Annotated in this window: 18 protein-coding genes; 5 read left to right on the forward strand and 13 right to left on the reverse strand. The window is 42.2% G+C overall.

The genetic code is table 11. From position 1 onward, the window contains the following. The first annotated feature begins 156 nt into the window (after window positions 1-156). Window positions 157-2346 carry a sodium-translocating pyrophosphatase gene (locus ACSSWA_RS14580; RefSeq protein WP_437357327.1) on the forward strand — a complete coding sequence of 730 codons (2190 nt, stop codon included), beginning with the start codon at window positions 157-159 and terminating at the stop codon, window positions 2344-2346. Window positions 2347-2467: 121 nt separating this feature from the next. Here ACSSWA_RS14580 and ACSSWA_RS14585 read toward each other — a convergent pair whose 3' ends face one another. The 13 genes from ACSSWA_RS14585 to ACSSWA_RS14645 all read right to left on the reverse strand — a co-directional run bounded on the left by ACSSWA_RS14585 (window position 2468) and on the right by ACSSWA_RS14645 (window position 13568). Then, entirely contained in the window at window positions 2468-2857 is a 390-nt protein-coding gene (locus ACSSWA_RS14585) for an acyloxyacyl hydrolase (protein ID WP_437357358.1), read from the reverse strand. Further along, on the reverse strand, window positions 2815-3177 hold the full coding sequence (locus tag ACSSWA_RS14590; protein WP_437357329.1) for a hypothetical protein: 363 nt from the start codon (window positions 3175-3177) through the stop codon (window positions 2815-2817). Before ACSSWA_RS14590 ends, ACSSWA_RS14585 begins: the two co-directional genes overlap by 43 nt. 109 nt (window positions 3178-3286) lie before the next feature. Beyond that, the gene (locus ACSSWA_RS14595; protein ID WP_437357330.1) at window positions 3287-4798 is read right to left on the reverse strand and encodes an NADH-quinone oxidoreductase subunit N; all 1512 of its coding nucleotides are present in this window, start codon (window positions 4796-4798) and stop codon (window positions 3287-3289) included. A 6-nt stretch (window positions 4799-4804) separates the two neighbouring features. Beyond that, window positions 4805-6403 carry a complex I subunit 4 family protein gene (locus tag ACSSWA_RS14600; RefSeq protein WP_437357332.1) on the reverse strand — a complete coding sequence of 533 codons (1599 nt, stop codon included), beginning with the start codon at window positions 6401-6403 and terminating at the stop codon, window positions 4805-4807. A gap of 41 nt (window positions 6404-6444) precedes the next feature. Then, complete coding sequence (gene nuoL / locus ACSSWA_RS14605) at window positions 6445-8538, reverse strand: NADH-quinone oxidoreductase subunit L (protein ID WP_437357334.1); 2094 nt, start codon at window positions 8536-8538, stop codon at window positions 6445-6447. Continuing rightward, on the reverse strand, window positions 8535-8843 hold the full coding sequence (gene nuoK / locus ACSSWA_RS14610) for an NADH-quinone oxidoreductase subunit NuoK (protein WP_437357336.1): 309 nt from the start codon (window positions 8841-8843) through the stop codon (window positions 8535-8537). Before nuoK ends, nuoL begins: the two co-directional genes overlap by 4 nt. A gap of 15 nt (window positions 8844-8858) precedes the next feature. Then, window positions 8859-9368: an NADH-quinone oxidoreductase subunit J family protein gene (locus tag ACSSWA_RS14615; protein ID WP_437357338.1), complete on the reverse strand. Its 510-nt coding sequence runs from the start codon at window positions 9366-9368 to the stop codon at window positions 8859-8861. Between the two features lies 1 nt (window position 9369). Then, the gene (locus ACSSWA_RS14620; RefSeq protein ID WP_437357340.1) at window positions 9370-9918 is read right to left on the reverse strand and encodes a NuoI/complex I 23 kDa subunit family protein; all 549 of its coding nucleotides are present in this window, start codon (window positions 9916-9918) and stop codon (window positions 9370-9372) included. A gap of 16 nt (window positions 9919-9934) precedes the next feature. Beyond that, complete coding sequence (nuoH, locus tag ACSSWA_RS14625; RefSeq protein WP_437357342.1) at window positions 9935-11002, reverse strand: NADH-quinone oxidoreductase subunit NuoH; 1068 nt, start codon at window positions 11000-11002, stop codon at window positions 9935-9937. Beyond that, entirely contained in the window at window positions 11002-12117 is a 1116-nt protein-coding gene (locus tag ACSSWA_RS14630) for an NADH-quinone oxidoreductase subunit D (protein ID WP_437357344.1), read from the reverse strand. Before ACSSWA_RS14630 ends, nuoH begins: the two co-directional genes overlap by 1 nt. An 18-nt stretch (window positions 12118-12135) precedes the next feature. Further along, window positions 12136-12666, reverse strand: coding sequence for an NADH-quinone oxidoreductase subunit C (locus ACSSWA_RS14635; protein ID WP_437357345.1), 531 nt, complete (start codon window positions 12664-12666; stop codon window positions 12136-12138). Continuing rightward, entirely contained in the window at window positions 12663-13154 is a 492-nt protein-coding gene (locus ACSSWA_RS14640) for an NADH-quinone oxidoreductase subunit B (protein ID WP_014857038.1), read from the reverse strand. Before ACSSWA_RS14640 ends, ACSSWA_RS14635 begins: the two co-directional genes overlap by 4 nt. Before the next feature lie 6 nt (window positions 13155-13160). Beyond that, window positions 13161-13568 carry an NADH-quinone oxidoreductase subunit A gene (locus ACSSWA_RS14645; protein WP_437357348.1) on the reverse strand — a complete coding sequence of 136 codons (408 nt, stop codon included), beginning with the start codon at window positions 13566-13568 and terminating at the stop codon, window positions 13161-13163. 172 nt (window positions 13569-13740) lie between these two features. Here ACSSWA_RS14645 and ACSSWA_RS14650 point away from each other — a divergent pair, with 172 nt between their 5' ends. From ACSSWA_RS14650 to ACSSWA_RS14665, 4 genes are all read left to right on the forward strand, one after another. Then, on the forward strand, window positions 13741-14886 hold the full coding sequence (locus ACSSWA_RS14650) for a Re/Si-specific NAD(P)(+) transhydrogenase subunit alpha (protein WP_437357350.1): 1146 nt from the start codon (window positions 13741-13743) through the stop codon (window positions 14884-14886). 20 nt (window positions 14887-14906) lie between these two features. Beyond that, window positions 14907-15191, forward strand: a complete 285-nt coding sequence (locus ACSSWA_RS14655; protein ID WP_437357352.1) for an NAD(P) transhydrogenase subunit alpha — start codon at window positions 14907-14909, stop codon at window positions 15189-15191. 8 nt (window positions 15192-15199) lie between these two features. After that, the gene (locus ACSSWA_RS14660) at window positions 15200-16594 is read left to right on the forward strand and encodes an NAD(P)(+) transhydrogenase (Re/Si-specific) subunit beta (RefSeq protein ID WP_437357354.1); all 1395 of its coding nucleotides are present in this window, start codon (window positions 15200-15202) and stop codon (window positions 16592-16594) included. A 286-nt stretch (window positions 16595-16880) separates the two neighbouring features. Beyond that, on the forward strand, window positions 16881-18050 hold a 1170-nt coding region (locus ACSSWA_RS14665; RefSeq protein ID WP_437357356.1), incomplete at its 3' end, for a hypothetical protein.

Genomic DNA, 18050 nt, shown 5'->3' on the forward strand with positions numbered 1-18050 from the left:
TAAAAAAAGAAGTTAAATTTATCCTAATTTTTTTATAATTTTGTGTAATATGTTATTTTCAAAGTAGATTAAACACCAAAATATATAAATAGGTTCATAGTAAGATGGGGGAGATTCAAGAATTAACTATTTCTAACAACAATAGTTGGAGTAACTATGGTAAGTAGTATATTTTGGCTTGTTCCCGTTTCCTCTATTCTGGCTCTCGGATTTGCCTGGTTTTTCTTTTCACAAATGATGAAAGAAAGCGAAGGCACCGACAAAATGAAAAGCATAGCTTCTTATGTGCGTGAGGGAGCTATGGCATATCTGAGACAACAGTATAAAGTTGTCGGAATCTTTTTCCTCGTTATTATGGTAATCTTTTTGATTCTTGCATATGGTTTCAATGTGCAGAATCCATGGGTTCCTTTTGCGTTTATCACAGGCGGTTTCTTCTCTGGTTTGTCCGGATTTTTCGGAATGAAAACCGCAACTTACGCATCCGCGCGTACGGCTAATGCCGCAAAGGAATCATTAAATAAAGGGCTTCGCGTTGCATTCAGAAGCGGAGCGGTAATGGGACTTGTAGTAGTCGGTCTCGGTTTGCTCGACATTTCAATCTGGTTCCTGATCTTAAATGCAGTCTATCCGGCTGCTACCGACGCTCATAATTTGGTAGTTATAACGACTACAATGTTGACTTTCGGAATGGGAGCTTCCACACAGGCGCTTTTTGCAAGAGTGGGAGGCGGTATTTTTACAAAAGCTGCAGACGTAGGCGCCGACCTTGTCGGTAAAGTTGAAGCCGGAATTCCGGAAGACGATCCCCGCAATCCAGCAACGATTGCCGATAACGTGGGAGACAATGTTGGAGACGTTGCCGGAATGGGCGCAGACCTTTATGAATCGTATTGCGGTTCGATTCTGGCTACCGCGGCTCTTGGAGCGGCTGCATTCGTAGACGCCCCTGATTTACAAATGAAAGCTGTTTTGGCGCCGATGCTCGTAGCGGCAGTCGGTATTATTCTTTCGATTGTAGGTATTTTTGTCGTAAGAACTAAAGAAGACGCAACGCAAAAAGATTTATTGAATTCGTTGTCGCGGGGTATTAATTTCAGCTCGGTTCTTATAGTTGTATTTTCGCTTATTATTGTACACTTACTCGGACTTGAAAATGCATGGGGCATCTGGGGCTCGATCGTTACGGGTCTCGTTACGGGTATTGTTATAGGAAAAGCGACGGAATATTATACATCGCATTCGTATAAACCGACTCAGAAGATAGCCGATTCAGCTCAAACCGGTCCCGCTACGGTTATAATCTCCGGATTAGGCGTAGGAATGTTGTCGACTGCAATTCCTGTTCTTGCCGTTGCGGTCGGTATTATTCTTGCATTCTTATTTGCCACTGGATTTGACATAACAAATATTAATATGGGGCTTTACGGCATCGGTATCGCAGCAGTCGGAATGCTTTCGACGCTCGGTATTACGCTTGCAACCGACGCATACGGACCGATTGCAGATAATGCGGGCGGTAATGCGGAAATGAGCGGCCTCGGTCCCGAAGTACGCAAAAGAACCGACGCGCTGGACGCTCTCGGAAATACAACCGCGGCTACGGGCAAAGGCTTTGCTATCGGATCTGCTGCATTGACTGCTCTGGCTCTGTTGGCTTCCTACGTTGAAGAAGTTAAAATCGGTTTGATTAGAGCCGGTCAAACAGTTCTTGAAATCGGCGGCGAAACAATCGAGACGCAAAGAGCTTCCATAATGGATTTTATGAATTATTACAACATCAATCTGATGAATCCGAATGTATTGATAGGCGTATTTATCGGTTCGATGATGGCGTTTATGTTCTGCGGTCTTACAATGAACGCAGTCGGCAGGGCTGCCGGTAAAATGGTCGACGAAGTGCGCCGCCAATTTAAAGAAATCAAAGGCATTCTCGAAGGAAAAGCCGAACCCGATTATGCAAGCTGCGTTGCAATATCGACTAAAGGCGCTCAACACGAAATGGTGCTTCCGTCGATGCTCGCCATCCTTGCTCCGATTGTAACCGGTATTATTTTCGGCGTATCCGGCGTTATGGGATTATTGGTCGGCGGTCTCGGCGCGGGATTCGTGCTCGCAATTTTCATGGCTAATTCCGGAGGCGCATGGGATAACGCAAAGAAATATATCGAGGAAGGACATCTCGGCGGTAAAGGTTCCGAAGCTCACAAAGCCGCTGTTATCGGCGATACCGTGGGCGATCCTTTCAAAGATACTTCCGGTCCCAGTCTTAACATTCTTATTAAATTAATGAGCATGGTTGCCATCGTAATGTCAGGATTTACCGTAGTATTTCACATTCTTTAAGAAATAAAATATTCTTTTGTCAAGGGGCGGTTCTCTCTATAAAGAGTGCCGCCTTTTTTTATGCGTTAACGTGCAATATCGAAACGGAGGAAAAATAAAATGTCGATAAACCGGAAAATGGTTATCGATTATTCGTAGGGAAATACGTCAAACCGATCGAAAACCCGTTGCTGTCGTGACCGGGATTGCGTTCCGAACCGTAATAATTCCCGTTTGAAAAGTGCGTGTGCCAGATTCCGACGGCGAACATAAATGAATTGTAAATCTTAAATTCGGCTCCGATGCCGTATCTGGGGCAACCGTTAAGGCGAGTTCCTTCACGCATGTCGCCGAAAAAGCCGGATGGTTTCGGAAAATTATCCGCAAAATAGATCAATCCTGCTCCGCTTGAAAAAAACAACTTGAAACTGTCTCCGTTGTAGGGATAGAATCTGAAAAAAGGTCTTATGCCGAAGCCGGATGTATTATTTATATTATCGTAAAAGTTATTTCTATTCCAACGGACATATATTTTCTCAGCATGAAATTAACGCCAACATTGGTGTGATATAAACCGGAAAAGCTGCCGTAATACCCTTTGGTATATCCGAAGTCTTCGTAAATACTTAATTTATGCGTAAGGGTTGAATCAACGCTTGTAAAAATCAAAACTGCGCCTGCCGCAACAGCGGGCAATATTATTCCGTTTGCAGTATGTAATGAAACCGGACTGACACCGAGAGGATTCTGATACCATTTAGTGAGGGGCGGTAGTTTGCCGAATTCCTGTGCGGAAGTATTATTAATAACACAAAACGACAGTACGAGAATAAATATAAATTTTTTATTCAAGATATTAAGCCGTCGGTTTGGTTAATAAAACCATGATGAACCGAAGCTACCCTTGCTTCTTAAATTGGGACGATTGCAGTTATTTAATAATTGTTGGATCCGAATTTTATCAGATGCCGAGTATAACCAGGCAGCTTTTTGCAAAATCTACCACCGGCTGGAAGTAAATACCGAATAAAATAACCGGACCGGCAAGAGCCAGCACAATTACTGTTTCGATCAAATTCGGTTTAATAACCGGAGTGTCGGGTTCCGGTTTAACCAGATACATATGTTTAAGTACGCGTATGTAATAATAGAGCGAAACAACTGTGTTGAGAAGCGCAATTACGGCGACGGCAATCATCCTGGCGTCTACCAACGCAATAAAAAGATAGAGTTTGCCGATAAATCCAGCCGTCGGAGGTATGCCCGTAAGCGATACAAGAAAAATTGCCAACGACACGCTCAAAAGAGGGGAAGTATAACCCAATCCGTTATAAGAATTAATATCCTCGGAACCGATTTTATTGGCTATCAGCATGACAATGAGAAAAGCTCCGAGATTCATTATCAGATAAAATGCAAAATAGATTAATACGGCGAGCAATCCCTGGTTGGAAAATACGAGCACGCCGAGCAGCATGTAACCTGCATGAGCAATGCTCGAGTATGCGAGCATTCTTTTGAGATTATCCTGCCAGAGAGCCGAAAAATTGCCTAAAGTCATAGTTAAAATCGAAATAACAATAAGTACGGATTGCCAATCGAAAACGTTAATCAAATTCCAGGCTCCGCTAGCGTCGGTAAAAGAGACGAATGTTGTTTTGATGAAACGGATTAAAAGAGCGAATCCTGCGGCTTTGCTTGCAACCGACAGAAAAGCTGTTATTGTAACCGGAGCGCCTTCGTAAACGTCCGGAGTCCAGAAATGGAAGGGCGCCGAAGAAATTTTATAACCGATGCCCGCAAAGATTAATATTACTGCGAATGATAACGTTAAAAGATTGATGTTCGGTCCCTGTATAAGGGAATTTATTACGTAAAGATTAGTGCTGCCTGTCATTCCGTATAAAATTGATATGCCGAACAACATTAAACCAGACGAAACGGCTCCGTATATTAAATATTTCAGCGAAGCTTCGCTGTTTCTTTCTCTCAGTTTCAAAAAGCCTGCAAGAACATAGGACGATAAGGAAAGGAGCTCCATCGAAAGATAAATCAAAATCAAGTCCGAAGCGGAAATCATGAAAAACATTCCGATAATCATTCCGTAAATCAAAGCATAATATTCTCCGATTCTTTTTTCGGCTTCTTTTAATTCGTCCGATGAAAATGAAAATAAAACAATCAAAAAAGACGATATAAGTACGAGCAGTTTGAAAAAGTGACCGAAAGAATCGACTGCCACCAGTCCGTAATTCCTGATTGTGCCGTTGAAAATAAAAGCAAAACCGGAAGAACTGAAATTGAATAATAAAAAGAAGAACGAAACAATAATACCGGCAAGCGCTATAAATTTAACCGGCGTTTTATTATTGTGATATATCAAATCGGCTGCAATCAGAATTACAAAAACAACCGAAAGGACAAGTTCAGGTAAAATTAAATTTAACGATTGATATAAATTTGTCATTTCCATCAATGTTTAAAACCCGCTTAATGTGGTCGAAACGTTAGTATGAATAAAATTAACCAGTGTATTTACGGATGTATTCATTATATCGAGCATTGCAGAAGGATAAACTCCCAGGAAAATAATAATCAAAGAAAGCGGCACGAACATAATATACTCGCGTTTATCCAGATCGGGCAGCGAAGACCATTTTTCGTTTAACGGTCCAAGGAAAATTCTTTGCAATGTCCAGAGCATATAACCTGCGCCCAGAAGAATACCGAGCGTCGAAATTATGGTTAGGATGCGTATTAAATCGACGCTGAAAGCGCCTACGAATACGAGAGCCTCGGAAATAAATCCGCTCAATCCGGGAAGTCCTATTGCCGCAAAGAAAGCCACTGTTACGAACCCTGAGTAGACCGGCATTTGAGCCGCAAGTCCGCCAAAATCGTATATGCCGCGTGTGTGGGCTCTGTCGTATACAACCCCGACAATCAAAAAGAGCATTGCGGTAATTGTGCCGTGATTGAACATCTGTAAAATAGCGCCGTTAATTCCCGTTGAAGTCAACGAAGCCATTCCGAGCAATACATAACCCATGTGAGAAATCGAAGAATAAGCTATTAACTTTTTGAAGTCTTTTTGTGCCAATGCAACGAGCGCGCCGTAAATTATATTAATCATTCCGAAGAGAGCAATATACCAGATTAAATCTCTTGTTATTTCGGGGAATATCGGATAGCTTATTCTTAAAATTCCGTATGTGCCCATTTTAAGCAGAACGCCTGCAAGAATAACCGAAATGGGCGTGGGAGCTTCTACGTGAGCGTCGGGCAGCCACGTATGGAAAGGGAACATCGGTATTTTAATTGCAAAACCGACAAACAACGCCAGATAAGCTATGAATCTCAAATTATGCGGATTGAAAGGAGAGAGAATGCCGTCCGGCGTAAAATTGCTTTGGTTCATCAATGCAAGTAAGTTGAAAGTAAATACCTTCGAACCGTCCGCCAAAGTTTCGGTTGCGCTGAAGTAGAGACCGATCATCACAAGCAGCATGAATACGCTGCCGAACAATGTATAGATAAAGAATTTAATAGCCGCATATTCTTTTCTCGGACCGCCCCAGATACCGATCAAAAAGTACATCGGTAAGAGCATCAATTCCCAGAAAATGTAGAATAAGAAGAAATCGAGCGCGACAAAAACTCCCATCATGCCGGTATCGAGCAGCAAAAAGAGCGCGAAATAACCTTTGACCGATTTTTCGATGTTCCATGAAGAAATTGTAGCGATAAAAGAAATGATTGCAGTCAAAAGAACCATCGGCATACTTATTCCGTCGATTCCGAGGAAATAGTCGATCTTAACGGTTCCGAGCCACGAAATTCCTGTGATTTCAATCCATCTGAATTTTTCTATGAATTGGAAAGATTTCTCTTCGAACACTCCCGCCGCCGAATAATTATAATTGCTCAGGAGAATAATTGCCAGCACAACCTGCAGCGCGGTTATTGCCAAAGTAGTATAGCGAATCGAGTCCCGCTTTTCCTTCGGCAAAAAGAGTATTATTATCATCCCGGCAATCGGGAGAAATGTTATTAATGAAAGTATCGGAAATCCCACCATATCTAATAACCTGTTTTTTTAATTTTTAATAAATCAGTAATCTAAAACGGTTTAAAGAAAAACAATAAAATAATTACCGAGAATACAACCAGTACAACGTAAGTTTGAACTTTGCCTGTCTGAAGCTTTTTGAAAGTCAAACCGAGAAAACCGCTGAAGAAAGCGGAGAAATTGACCAGTCCGTCGACCACGTATGTGTCGAAAAGTCCGCTCAGTTTTGATACGAATCGGGTAACATAAGCCGAACCGTTTACAATTCCGTCGACAATCTTATTATCGAACCAGGCGAGAGCTTTGCTGAAATTCAATGTTTGTCCTATAAACGTAGCTTCGTAAAGTTCGTCGATATACCACTTGTTGAGCGAAAAATTGTAAACCGGTTTTATCTTCTCCGTTAATTTGTCAACGTCAATTTTACGCCATTGATAGAAAACAAAGGCAATGAGAATTCCAAGTCCGCCAAGCAATAAGGACATTATCATTGCGGGATAATGAGCCCAGTGCATCGTTTCGGTATATAATTCGGAATTAACAATTTCTGAATGAGCATGAACTTCAGTTTCCGTCGGAATCATAAAATCAAAACGTGTAGTGTGCGGAGTAACTTGTTCGGGAGTTTTTACCCAATTTCCCAAGAACCATCCCGCGTCCGGAGCAAACGGATTGGGAGTATAGAAAATGAAAATCGATAGAACCGCCAGAACCGCAAGCGGTGCAGCCATTACAAAAGGCGATTCGTGGGCATGGTCGTATTTATGCATGTCGCGAGGTTCGCCGTGAAATGTCAGTATTACCAGACGGAACATATAAAACGCCGTTAGCGCTGCAACCGTAAATCCGAAGAACGGAATTAACCAGTGACCCGTTAATTTTCCGAATGCAAGCGTGCCGGCAAGAATTCCGTCCTTGCTTAAGAATCCCGATGTTAAAGGAACTCCCGAAATTGCAAGCGTGGAAATTAAAAATGTTATGTATGTAATCGGCATTTTTTTACGGAGTCCGCCCATATGACGAATATCCTGCTCGTGATGCATGGCATGGATAACGGAACCTGAACCGAGAAACAAACAAGCTTTGAAAAATGCATGCGTAACGAGATGGAAAAATGCGAAAGCATAAGCGCCTACGCCGAGCGACATTATCATATAACCGAGCTGAGAGATTGTCGAATAAGCCAGAACTTTTTTAATATCGTTTTGAGTAATTGCAATTGTTGCCGCAATAAACGAAGTAAAAGCGCCGATTACGGCAATTACAAGCATCGCGTCTGCCGTTAGCATAACGAATATTCGGGTAACGAGATAAACGCCTGCGGCGACCATCGTAGCGGCATGAATCAATGCGCTAACGGGAGTCGGACCTTCCATTGCGTCGGGAAGCCATACATGCAAGGGGAACTGAGCGGATTTACCTACCGCGCCCATAAATACCAATATGCCTGCGGCGGTAAGCCAGGCTTCGCTGCCGAAAGGCAAAACGCCCGATGAAATTTGCGAAAAAATAGAATCGAAAGAGAAAGTTTTATAATTAAAAAAGAGTATCAGAATTCCGAGGAACATTCCGATATCGCCGACGCGATTGACTATAAAAGCCTTTTTGGAAGCGTCTGCCGCCGATTTCTTTTCGAACCAGAATCCGATTAGCAAATAAGACGAAAGTCCTACAAGTTCCCAGAATATGTACATCATCAGAATATTGTCCGTAAGCACAATACCGAGCATCGAGAAAGTAAAAATTCCGAGATAAGCAAAGTAGCGCGTATATCTCTTGTCGCCGCGCATATATTCGATTGAATAAAGATGCACCAACGAACTTATGAGATTGACTACGAACAGCATTATAACGGTAAGATTGTCAATCTTAATACCGAGTTCGATATTTACATTGCCCGAAAGGGGAGCGGCGCCGAATGTTATCCATGTGAATTTCGAAATTATATCCGTATCTATAAAGTAAGCTAACTTACCGTACATTACAATTATCGATAAAATCAACGCTCCGAAGAGAATGCCAACTTCGAAAAGATAAAGTTTGGGAATCTTTTTACCGAAAAAGATAAGGGTTGTAAAACCGAGCAACGGCAAAAAGAGTATAATTACCGATAGATTTACTAATAAAGATTCTGTCATAATCATTCTTTTAATTTGTCGATTTCGTCTACGTTTACGTTTGAAAATGTTTTATAGATATTCAAAACAATAGCCAGAGCGATTGCGGCTTCGGCGGCTGCCAGTATAATTATAAAAAGAGCGATTGCCTGCCCGCCCAATCCGAAATTACCGTATCGCGCAAAAGCCACAAAATTTATATTGGCGGCGTTTAGTATCAATTCAATCCCCATCAAAACCATAACGGCATTTTTACGCGTGACTATGCCGTATAAACCGAGCGTGAATAAAATTGCGCTTACTACCAAAAAATGTGTTAAACCTACCTGCATATAATTTACCAAATTTTAATTGTTTTCTTCCGATTCTTCTCTGCGCGCTATCGAAGCCGCGCCAATAAGAGCTACAAGCAAAAGGATAGCCAGTAATTCGAATATAAGCACGTAATTCGTAACCAGAATTTTGCCGAGTCCGAAAATTGTAGTCGACGGTATCTGAGCGTCGTAAGTTTTCCAGTCCGTCCATGTCATAACAGCCCATAGAATGCCGAGCAGAACGCCGCTGCCAATTGCGGCGGGCAAAAGGTGAACGGTTCCCGTTCTTATATCGACGCTTGTAATTTTATTCGTAAGCATAACGCCGAAGAGCAGGAGAATTAAAATTCCGCCGACGTAAACCATTATTTGCACAACCGCCAGGAAGTCGGCTCCGAGAAGGACATATATTCCCGATATGCCGAACAAAGTCAATAACAGGCTGTAAGCCGAGTAGACTATATTCCGCGTCGTAACTACAATAAAAGCCGAAGCGACGGTTATAATGGCGAACAAATAAAATATAATGTCGAAATAGCTCATATCAACTCGGATTTTTGTCTTCTTTAGGTTTTGCTGCAGCGGCTTTTTGAGCTTCTTTTTCAGCCTGGAACTTTTCGAAATTTGCCTTTTTCTCTGCAGCTTCTTCTTCTGTTAAGTTCGAAAAATGATAAACGAGATTCCGTCTGTCGTATTCGGAAAATTCATATACGTCCGTCATATAAATACATTCTGTGGGGCAGGGAAATACGCACAATTGACAGTAGCAGCATTTTGCAAAGTCGATGTCGAATTTCGTGACCCACAACGCTTTTTTCTTTCCGTTTGAAGTGGTTCCCAAATCCTCGCCCGGTACGGCTTTGACGGTTTCTATGGTTATACAACTTACGGGACATGCTCTGGAACATTGGTCGCAGCCGATACAATCGTCAATATTTACATAAAGTCTGTTTCTTACACGTTCGGGAAGCGGAACTTTAACGTCAGGATATTGGATTGTAACCGCGGGCGTGAAGAGATGTTTTAAAGTAATTTTCATGCCCACCAGCACGGTATAAAGCGCTTGCCATGTATTTTTCAAATATTCTTTCATTACCCGATCGCTTTGTTTATAGTAATGTGACTATTCCTACAATTATTAAATTTGCCACCGCATAAGGAATAAGATATTTCCAGCAGACGGTCATCAATTGATCGACGCGCAAACGAGGCAGCGTCCATCTCAACCACATCTGAACAAATACAAAGAATAAAGTTTTCGATACGAACCAGAATAACTGTTCAATCGGAACGAGCCATTCGACGCCGAGAGTGTTGCCCAGGTAACCGAAAGGCGACTGATATCCTCCTAAAAACAGTATCGATACGATAGCCGAAACTGCAAACATATTGGCGTATTCCGAAAGCATAAACATACCCCACTTCATACCGGAATATTCCGTGAAATATCCGGCAACCAATTCCGATTCGGCTTCGGGAATGTCAAAAGGAGTACGATTGACTTCAGCCAGAGTGCTGATGAACATAATGACAAAAGCAACGAACATAAAAGGGATTAAAATAAACTTTGCTATTCCGAATTCCGGGCCGCCGAAGAGATTCCAGTTCCAGAAATACGCGGTCTGTTGCTGACTGATTTTATCCAGGCTCAGCGTTCCCGTATACATAACCATCGTAAGGACGACTAAAGCCGTAGGTATTTCGTAACTTACAATCTGCGCGGCGGAGCGCATTGCTCCGAGCAGCGAATATTTATTGTTCGAAGACCAGCCTGCCATCAAAATTCCCGCTACAACGAGCGACGAAATTGCTATTATATAAAATAAGCCGACTTCGATTTCGCTCCCGATTATCGCGCTCGAAAAGGGGATGGCTGCAAACGCGGCAAACGAGCCGGCAAATACGAGCACCGGCGCAATATTAAATAATTTTTTGTCGGCATCGGCGGCAATTGTGTCTTCTTTTTGAATCATTTTGATCATGTCGGCAATCGTCTGAAGCCATCCGTGCCAGCCTGTGCGCATAGGTCCCAATCTGTCCTGCATATGCGCCGAAACTTTACGCTCGAGCCAAATGGCAAACAATGCATAGAGAAGGATTACGGTTAAAGGCACCAATGCGACAATTAATGTCGATATTATGGCATTTCCGGTTAAATTGTAGAGCGCTTGATACATTATCTGTCCACCTCGCCTAATACTATATCGATACTGCCTAAAATTGCAATAACATCCGCAACCAGATGTCCTTTGCAGAGTTCGCCGAGCACTTCCAGATTGACGAAGGAAGGAGCTCTTACTTTGACTCTGAACGGATTCGTAGAACCGTCGCTTATAATGAAATAGCCGAGTTCGCCTCTCGGATTTTCAACGCGTTGATAAACCGTTCCGGCGGGAGGTTTAATTCTGCGCGGTATCGCCGATTGAACGTCGCCTTCGGGAATTTTGTCGATTGCCTGCTCGATAATTCTAAGGCTCTGTTCCATTTCGAGCACGCGAACGTAATATCTGTCCCAGCAATCGCCTACGGTTCCCATCAGTCCCTGACCTACAGGAACGTCGAATTCGAATCTGTCGTAGATCGAATACGGTTCGTCTTTGCGTAAATCGAACGCAAGACCGCTTCCTCTCAGACTCGGTCCGGTTACGCCGTAATTTATAGCGGTATCGAGAGGCAGAACGCCTATGTTTGCGGTTCTTTCGATAAAAATTTTATTGTACGAGAGTAAATCGTTGAGTTCTTTTATTGTCGGTCTGAATTCTTTAATAAAATCTTTTGTAAGTCGTACGAAGTCGGGATGAATATCGTGAGAAAGACCGCCAACCCACATATAATTGTAAAGCAGACGCGCGCCGCAGGTTATTTCAAAAAGATTGAGAATTTTTTCGCGGTCGCGGAAACAATATAAAAACGGAGTAAAAGCGCCGATGTCGAGTCCGTATGTTCCGATTGCAACCAGGTGAGAGGCAATTCTTTGGAGTTCGCCCATAATAACGCGGATATATTCAACTCGTTCGGGCACTTCGATGCCGAGCAATTTTTCGACGGCAAGCACATAACCGAAATTATTGTACATCGAAGCGAGATAGTCCATTCGGTCGGTATACGGAATTACCTGCGGATAGGTCATGGCTTCGGCGTGCTTTTCGAAGCATCTGTGCAAATAACCGATATGAGGTTTAACGTCAACGATTAATTCGCCTTCAAGTTCAAGTTCGAGTCTGAGCACACCGTGAGTGGAAGGGTGCTGCGGACCCATATTCAATATCATAGTTTCGGTTTTCAGAGCCATATTCAGTCAGTTTTATTGTTAATAAGGAACTTTCATTCCTTGATAAAATTCCGGATTCTTATAGTCTTTTCTGAGGGGATAACCTGCATCCCAGTCGTACGGCATCAGAATTCTGCGCAGATCCGGATGATTATTAAAGATTATCCCGAACATATCGTAGGCTTCCCGTTCGTGCCAATTTGCAGTTTTCCAAACGGATTCAACTGATTCGACCCGGGGTTCTTCCCGCGGCGTTGATGTTTTCAGTGTGATTTTGTGTTTATATTCAATTGAATAGAGATGATAATAAACGCTTAAAGTTCCGCCTTTAATAATTTCGGAGCCGTCTTCGTCTTTAACTTTTTCGCCGTTTGCGTCGTCGACGCCCGAAAGATTCATTAAGCTGTCGAATTTCAGCTCTTCGTTGTCCCTAAGGAAAAGACATATTTTATCGACAGCTGAAGGGGCTACCGAAATTATCGGCTCGGTCGGTTGTTCTTTTTCGATACCGGTAATGTCGTCTTTAAATTGATTCTTCAATATCTCGAAAATTTCTTCCGGGTTTTTCATGCTCGCTTCTTGGTTAATGATTCGTGTCTGATTTTTTCCTGGAGTTTAAGAAGACCTTCCAGTAAAGCTTCCGGACGAGGAGGGCAGCCCGGAACATAAACGTCTACCGGAATTACCCGGTCGACTCCTTTCAAAACGTGATAACCGTGATCCCAGTATGGTCCGCCGCAATTGGCGCAGCTTCCCATCGATATAATATATTTCGGTTCGGGCATTTGCTCGTAAAGGCGCTTGATGCGGGTAGCCATCTTGAGCGTTACGGTGCCGGAGATAATAATAGCGTCTGCCTGGCGGGGAGTGTTTCTGGGAATTACCCCGAAACGGTCGAAATCGTAGTGAGAAGCAGAAGTAGCCATCATTTCAATAGCGCAGCAGGCAAGACCGAAGCCCAATTGCCATATAGACGACAGACGAGCCCAGTTAAATAAATCTTCTACTTTAGTTATTACGATATTTCCGTCAGAAAATTCTTTATCTAATATACCCATAATAAATCAGTCTTGTTTTTTCAGGATTTCGTTGAGTTTAGGCGGTTTGGGTTTTGGACGAGCCCATTCGAGGTCGCCTTTGCGCCATTCGTAAGCCATTCCGAGTACGAGCAGCAATAAAAATATAATACCTACGAGGAAGCCGTATATTCCGAGTTCTTTATAAACCAGCGCCCAGGGAAAAAGCAAAACCACTTCGACGTCGAAAATAAGAAATATAAGAGCGACGACGTAGAAACGGATGTTGAATTTAACCCACGGCGAGCCTTCCGGATTTTCACCGCATTCGTAGATTTTTAATTTCTCGAAAGTCGGTCGGTTTGGCCTGACGATTTTTGCCACAAACAATGTTATTATTACAAAGATTGCGGCAAATAAAATGAATATGAGAATTTTTCCGAATTCTGTAAGCATTAGTCTTCAAAAAATTTGAGGGCAAAATAATACTTCGAAGTATGATTGTCAAGAAATCAGATATCAAATTCCACTATCTGATTTAATTTTTTTTCTGTTGCAATTTTGATTTGTCTTCTATCGAGTAATTATTAAATTAGTTGTGCTAATAAAAATAAACAGGAGAGATAAAGTGGTAATAGCTGTTCCAAAAGAGATAATGGCGGGCGAGAACAGAGTGGCTTTGATTCCCGATGTCGCATCCCGGCTGATTAAAAAAGGATTCAAAGTGATAGTCGAGAGCGGAGCGGGAATGCGAGCCGGCTTTCCGGACGAAAAATATAAAGAAGCCGGAGCCGAACTGATCGACAATCTCGAGTCACTCTATTCTCAGGCGGATATTGTTCTTAAAGTTCAACGACCCGTCGATCATCCCGAAAAGGGAAAACACGAACTCGAATTAATGAAAAAGGGAACTCTCTTAATATCGTTTTTCTATTCGCTCCATTTTCCCGAAGTTGCAAAAAAGGCGGCAGAACTAGGAATTAACGTGATATCGATGGACGCCATTCCGAGAACGACGCTGGCGCAGCGTATGGACGCCCTCAGTTCGCAGGCAAACATAGCGGGTTATAAAAGCGTTATACTGGCTGCAAATCATCTGCATAAAATATTCCCGATGATGATGACTGCAGCCGGCACGATATCGCCTGCAAAAGTAGTTATAATGGGAGCCGGAGTGGCGGGACTATCAGCGCTCGGAACCGCAAAACGCTTAGGCGCCGTCGTGGAAGTCTCCGACGTAAGACCTCAGGTTAAAGAAGAAGTTCAGAGCCTTGGCGGCAAATTTATCGAAGTTCCGACAGACGAATCGATGCAGGACGCCGGCGGATATGCCAAAGAACAATCGGAAGAATTTCTAAGAAAACAAAAAGAATTGATCTTCAAACATATTACCGAGGCGGACATAGTTATAACAACCGCGCTTATACCGGGCAAAAAAGCTCCTACTTTAGTGACGGAAGAAATGGTTAAAAATATGCGCCCCGGGTCAGTGGTTCTCGATATGGCAGTCGAATTCGGAGGCAATTGCGAAATAAGCGAAAAAGGCAAAACGGTTGTCAAGTACGACGTGACGATTATCGGCGAATCGAATTTGCCGAGTCTGGTGCCTTATCACGCCAGCGAAATGTACGCCAAGAATCTGTTGAATCTTATCGATTATACGAGCAAGGAAGGCAGATTCGATCATAATATGGAAGACGAAATAATTGGCGGCGCGACTATCGTTAAGGACGGTCAGGTTGTGCACGAAAGAACAAAAGCATTAATTCAATAATTAAATAAGAGGTTACAATAATGGAAAGTTTAGGATTATTAATGCTGATTTACGTTTTTGTATTGGCGATATTCGTCGGCTTCGAATTGATTACAAAAGTTCCGCCGACGCTTCACACGCCGTTGATGTCCGGTTCGAACGCTATTTCCGGTATTACGATCGTAGGCGCCATTTTAAGCGCGGGACTCGAGGAATTTACAATCAGCACAATTCTGGGTATGGTGGCAATGATATTTGCAACCATCAACGTTGTCGGCGGATTTCTTGTGACCGACAGAATGTTAAAAATGTTCAAAAAAAAGTGAGCTGAAAAATGAGAATCCTTATAGAAATTGCTTATTTAATATCTTCCGTCCTCTTCATCTTCGGAATTAAAAATTTGAGTTCGCCCAAGACGGCCAGAAAAGGTAATTTTCTTTCGGCTCTGGGTATGTTTATAGCAATCGTAGTAACTCTGCTCGATCAGCATGTTTTGACATACGAATGGATAATAATCGGATTCGTAATAGGCGCTCTAATTGGTTCTGTTATGGCTCTTAAAGTGCCGATGACGGGAATGCCGCAGATGGTAGGATTGCTCAACGGTTTCGGCGGCGGAGCTTCGATGCTCGTTGCCTTTTCGGAATATTATAAAGTGGTCAACTTTGCCATGTTCACGCACGATACTCAAACAAATATTACGCTTGTATTGAGTATCCTTATCGGCGGCGTTACATTTACAGGCTCGTTGATTGCATTCGGAAAGCTTCAGGGAATTGTAACGGGGAAAGTCGTAAGATATCCGATGCAGCACCCGCTGAACGCTCTGCTTTTGCTGCTTGTTATTGCGGGCGGAGTTTATTTTGTAATGGAACCCGAATTGGAATGGCTTGTGCTCGGAATCGGCGGAGTTTCGTTACTCCTCGGAGTTCTGCTCGTACTGCCGATCGGCGGAGCGGACATGCCGGTAGCTATTTCATTGTTAAACTCATATTCGGGACTGGCTGCGTCTGCAACCGGATTCGTATTGCAGAACAATGAATTGATAATTGCGGGCGCCCTCGTGGGAGCTTCGGGAATAATTCTTACGAATATTATGTGCAAAGGCATGAATCGTTCTTTGATGAATGTTGTTCTCGGCGGTTGGGAATCGGCAGGAGCGGCAGGACCGGCAGCTGCAGGCGAAAGCCCGAAAGGTCAGGTTAAATCGGTCGATGCGGAAGAACTCGCAATGATTTTCGACGCTGCAGAATCGATAATAATCGTACCCGGATACGGAATGGCGGTTGCTCAGGCTCAGCATGCCGTTAGGGATTTGTTCAATTTACTCGAATCGAAAGGGAAAAAAGTCAGATTTGCAATTCATCCCGTGGCTGGCAGAATGCCCGGACACATGAACGTGCTGCTGGCGGAAGCTAATATACCGTACGACAAAATGCTGGCTATGGAAGAAATAAACGACGACTTCCCGAATACCGACATTGCGCTTATAATAGGCGCAAACGACGTCGTCAATCCTGCGGCGCGCCACGATAAAAACAGTCCGATTTACGGCATGCCGATACTCAACGTCGATTATGCGAAAACAGTAGTAATCAATAAACGGTCTCTGAACGTAGGATATGCGGGCATCGACAACGAACTCTTTTTCTATCCGAATACTTTGATGTATTTTGGCGACGCAAAAGAAGCCATAACAAAACTTACGCACGAATTGAAAAACTATTGATTGTTAAAACGGAGGCTGTCTTATTCAAGACAGCCTCTTTCATTTCTCCACGTACAATTCCGCTTAAAATTCTCCGCTTGATAATTACGCCGTATTAAAATAACTTAACGCTAAAATTAATCGACGCTATTATATGAGGGCTATTTACACGCAAAATTCATCCGGAATCCCGAAACGATAGATGATAATAAATGGTCGGCTGAGAGAGTTGTATGATTTTATAATGACAAAGTAGTTGTGTTATTCGTAAATATAAGCGTAAGAAATCTGGTATTATAAAATGATAATGAAAACTATCGGTGCATTAATAGCGGTAATACTGATTTTTATACAGTTCAATGATTTGTTCGCTCAAAAAGCGCTTACAGAAGAAGAAAAAAATAAAATTCTTTCTAATCTCGATAGTCTCAATAGTACTAAGTATTTAGATGCAATTGACAATGCAATAAGATTTAGATTATATGAAGCTGTTACTAAATTAGAAAACAATTTCTGGAAATCCCGTACTACATCTAAACCACATTTTTTATATGCTTTAAGGGAACTCCATTCAATAAAAGCATACGATATAGCGAAGAAGTATCTCGATTCGGTGAATACATATTACAAAAGAGAAGGTAGAGATACGACATATATATACGAAGATAAATCCTTTGCTATTGAGATATTATTCGACAATCGAGACTTCAGTTATAGTAATTATGTAATGAATTTAATGTGTTGTGATGAAAGAAGATATAACACTGCGATACCATTATTAACATATATTATAAGGTATGATTCAATAAATTCACAGAGAGCATTGGATTTGTTAATTAACACTGCATTAAACGAAGAAATAGAAGATGCAAGATTCTCTGCTATATTTTATTTGGAATGGTTAAAAGAAAAAGAATCAATTCCGATATTAATAAATATAATGGAGAAAGAAAAAGATGAAAGTATAAAAGATTATGTATTGGTAAAATATTTTTACAAAAAATACAAGGGTCCAGAAATAAACAAAGCATTAAGAGAGCAATTACCCAAAGAGATTAATAAAATAAATAAGATTTGGGAAGCAAGAATTTTACTTAGAAGATATGGTAGTCCAACAGATTATAACATAGTTAAAGAAACTATGGAAAAAGAAACAGACTCTGAAACTAAGAAATCATTGCAAATAGAACTAAAAGCCTACCGAACTCCCCGTCCCGACAGCACCGAAACACCTCAATCAATGATAGACAGTTTAATCAGTTACAACAATCAATGTTACGAACTGGGGTGGTTGAGTTATGAATGGGTATGGAATATAAACAAGACACAATTGGAGAATGCCCGGCTGATGCTAAATACGGGCTATCCGTCGAGTACGGCAATAATACTGCAGGCGTATGAGAACTGGGTAAATACGGCAAAAGGGTACGGCTGGATAAACGAAGACGCATACCGGTTCCTCTATTATTATTCGGTT

It is taken from the genome of Melioribacter sp. Ez-97 (assembly GCF_051488665.1).
Lineage (GTDB): Bacteria > Bacteroidota > Ignavibacteria > Ignavibacteriales > Melioribacteraceae > Melioribacter.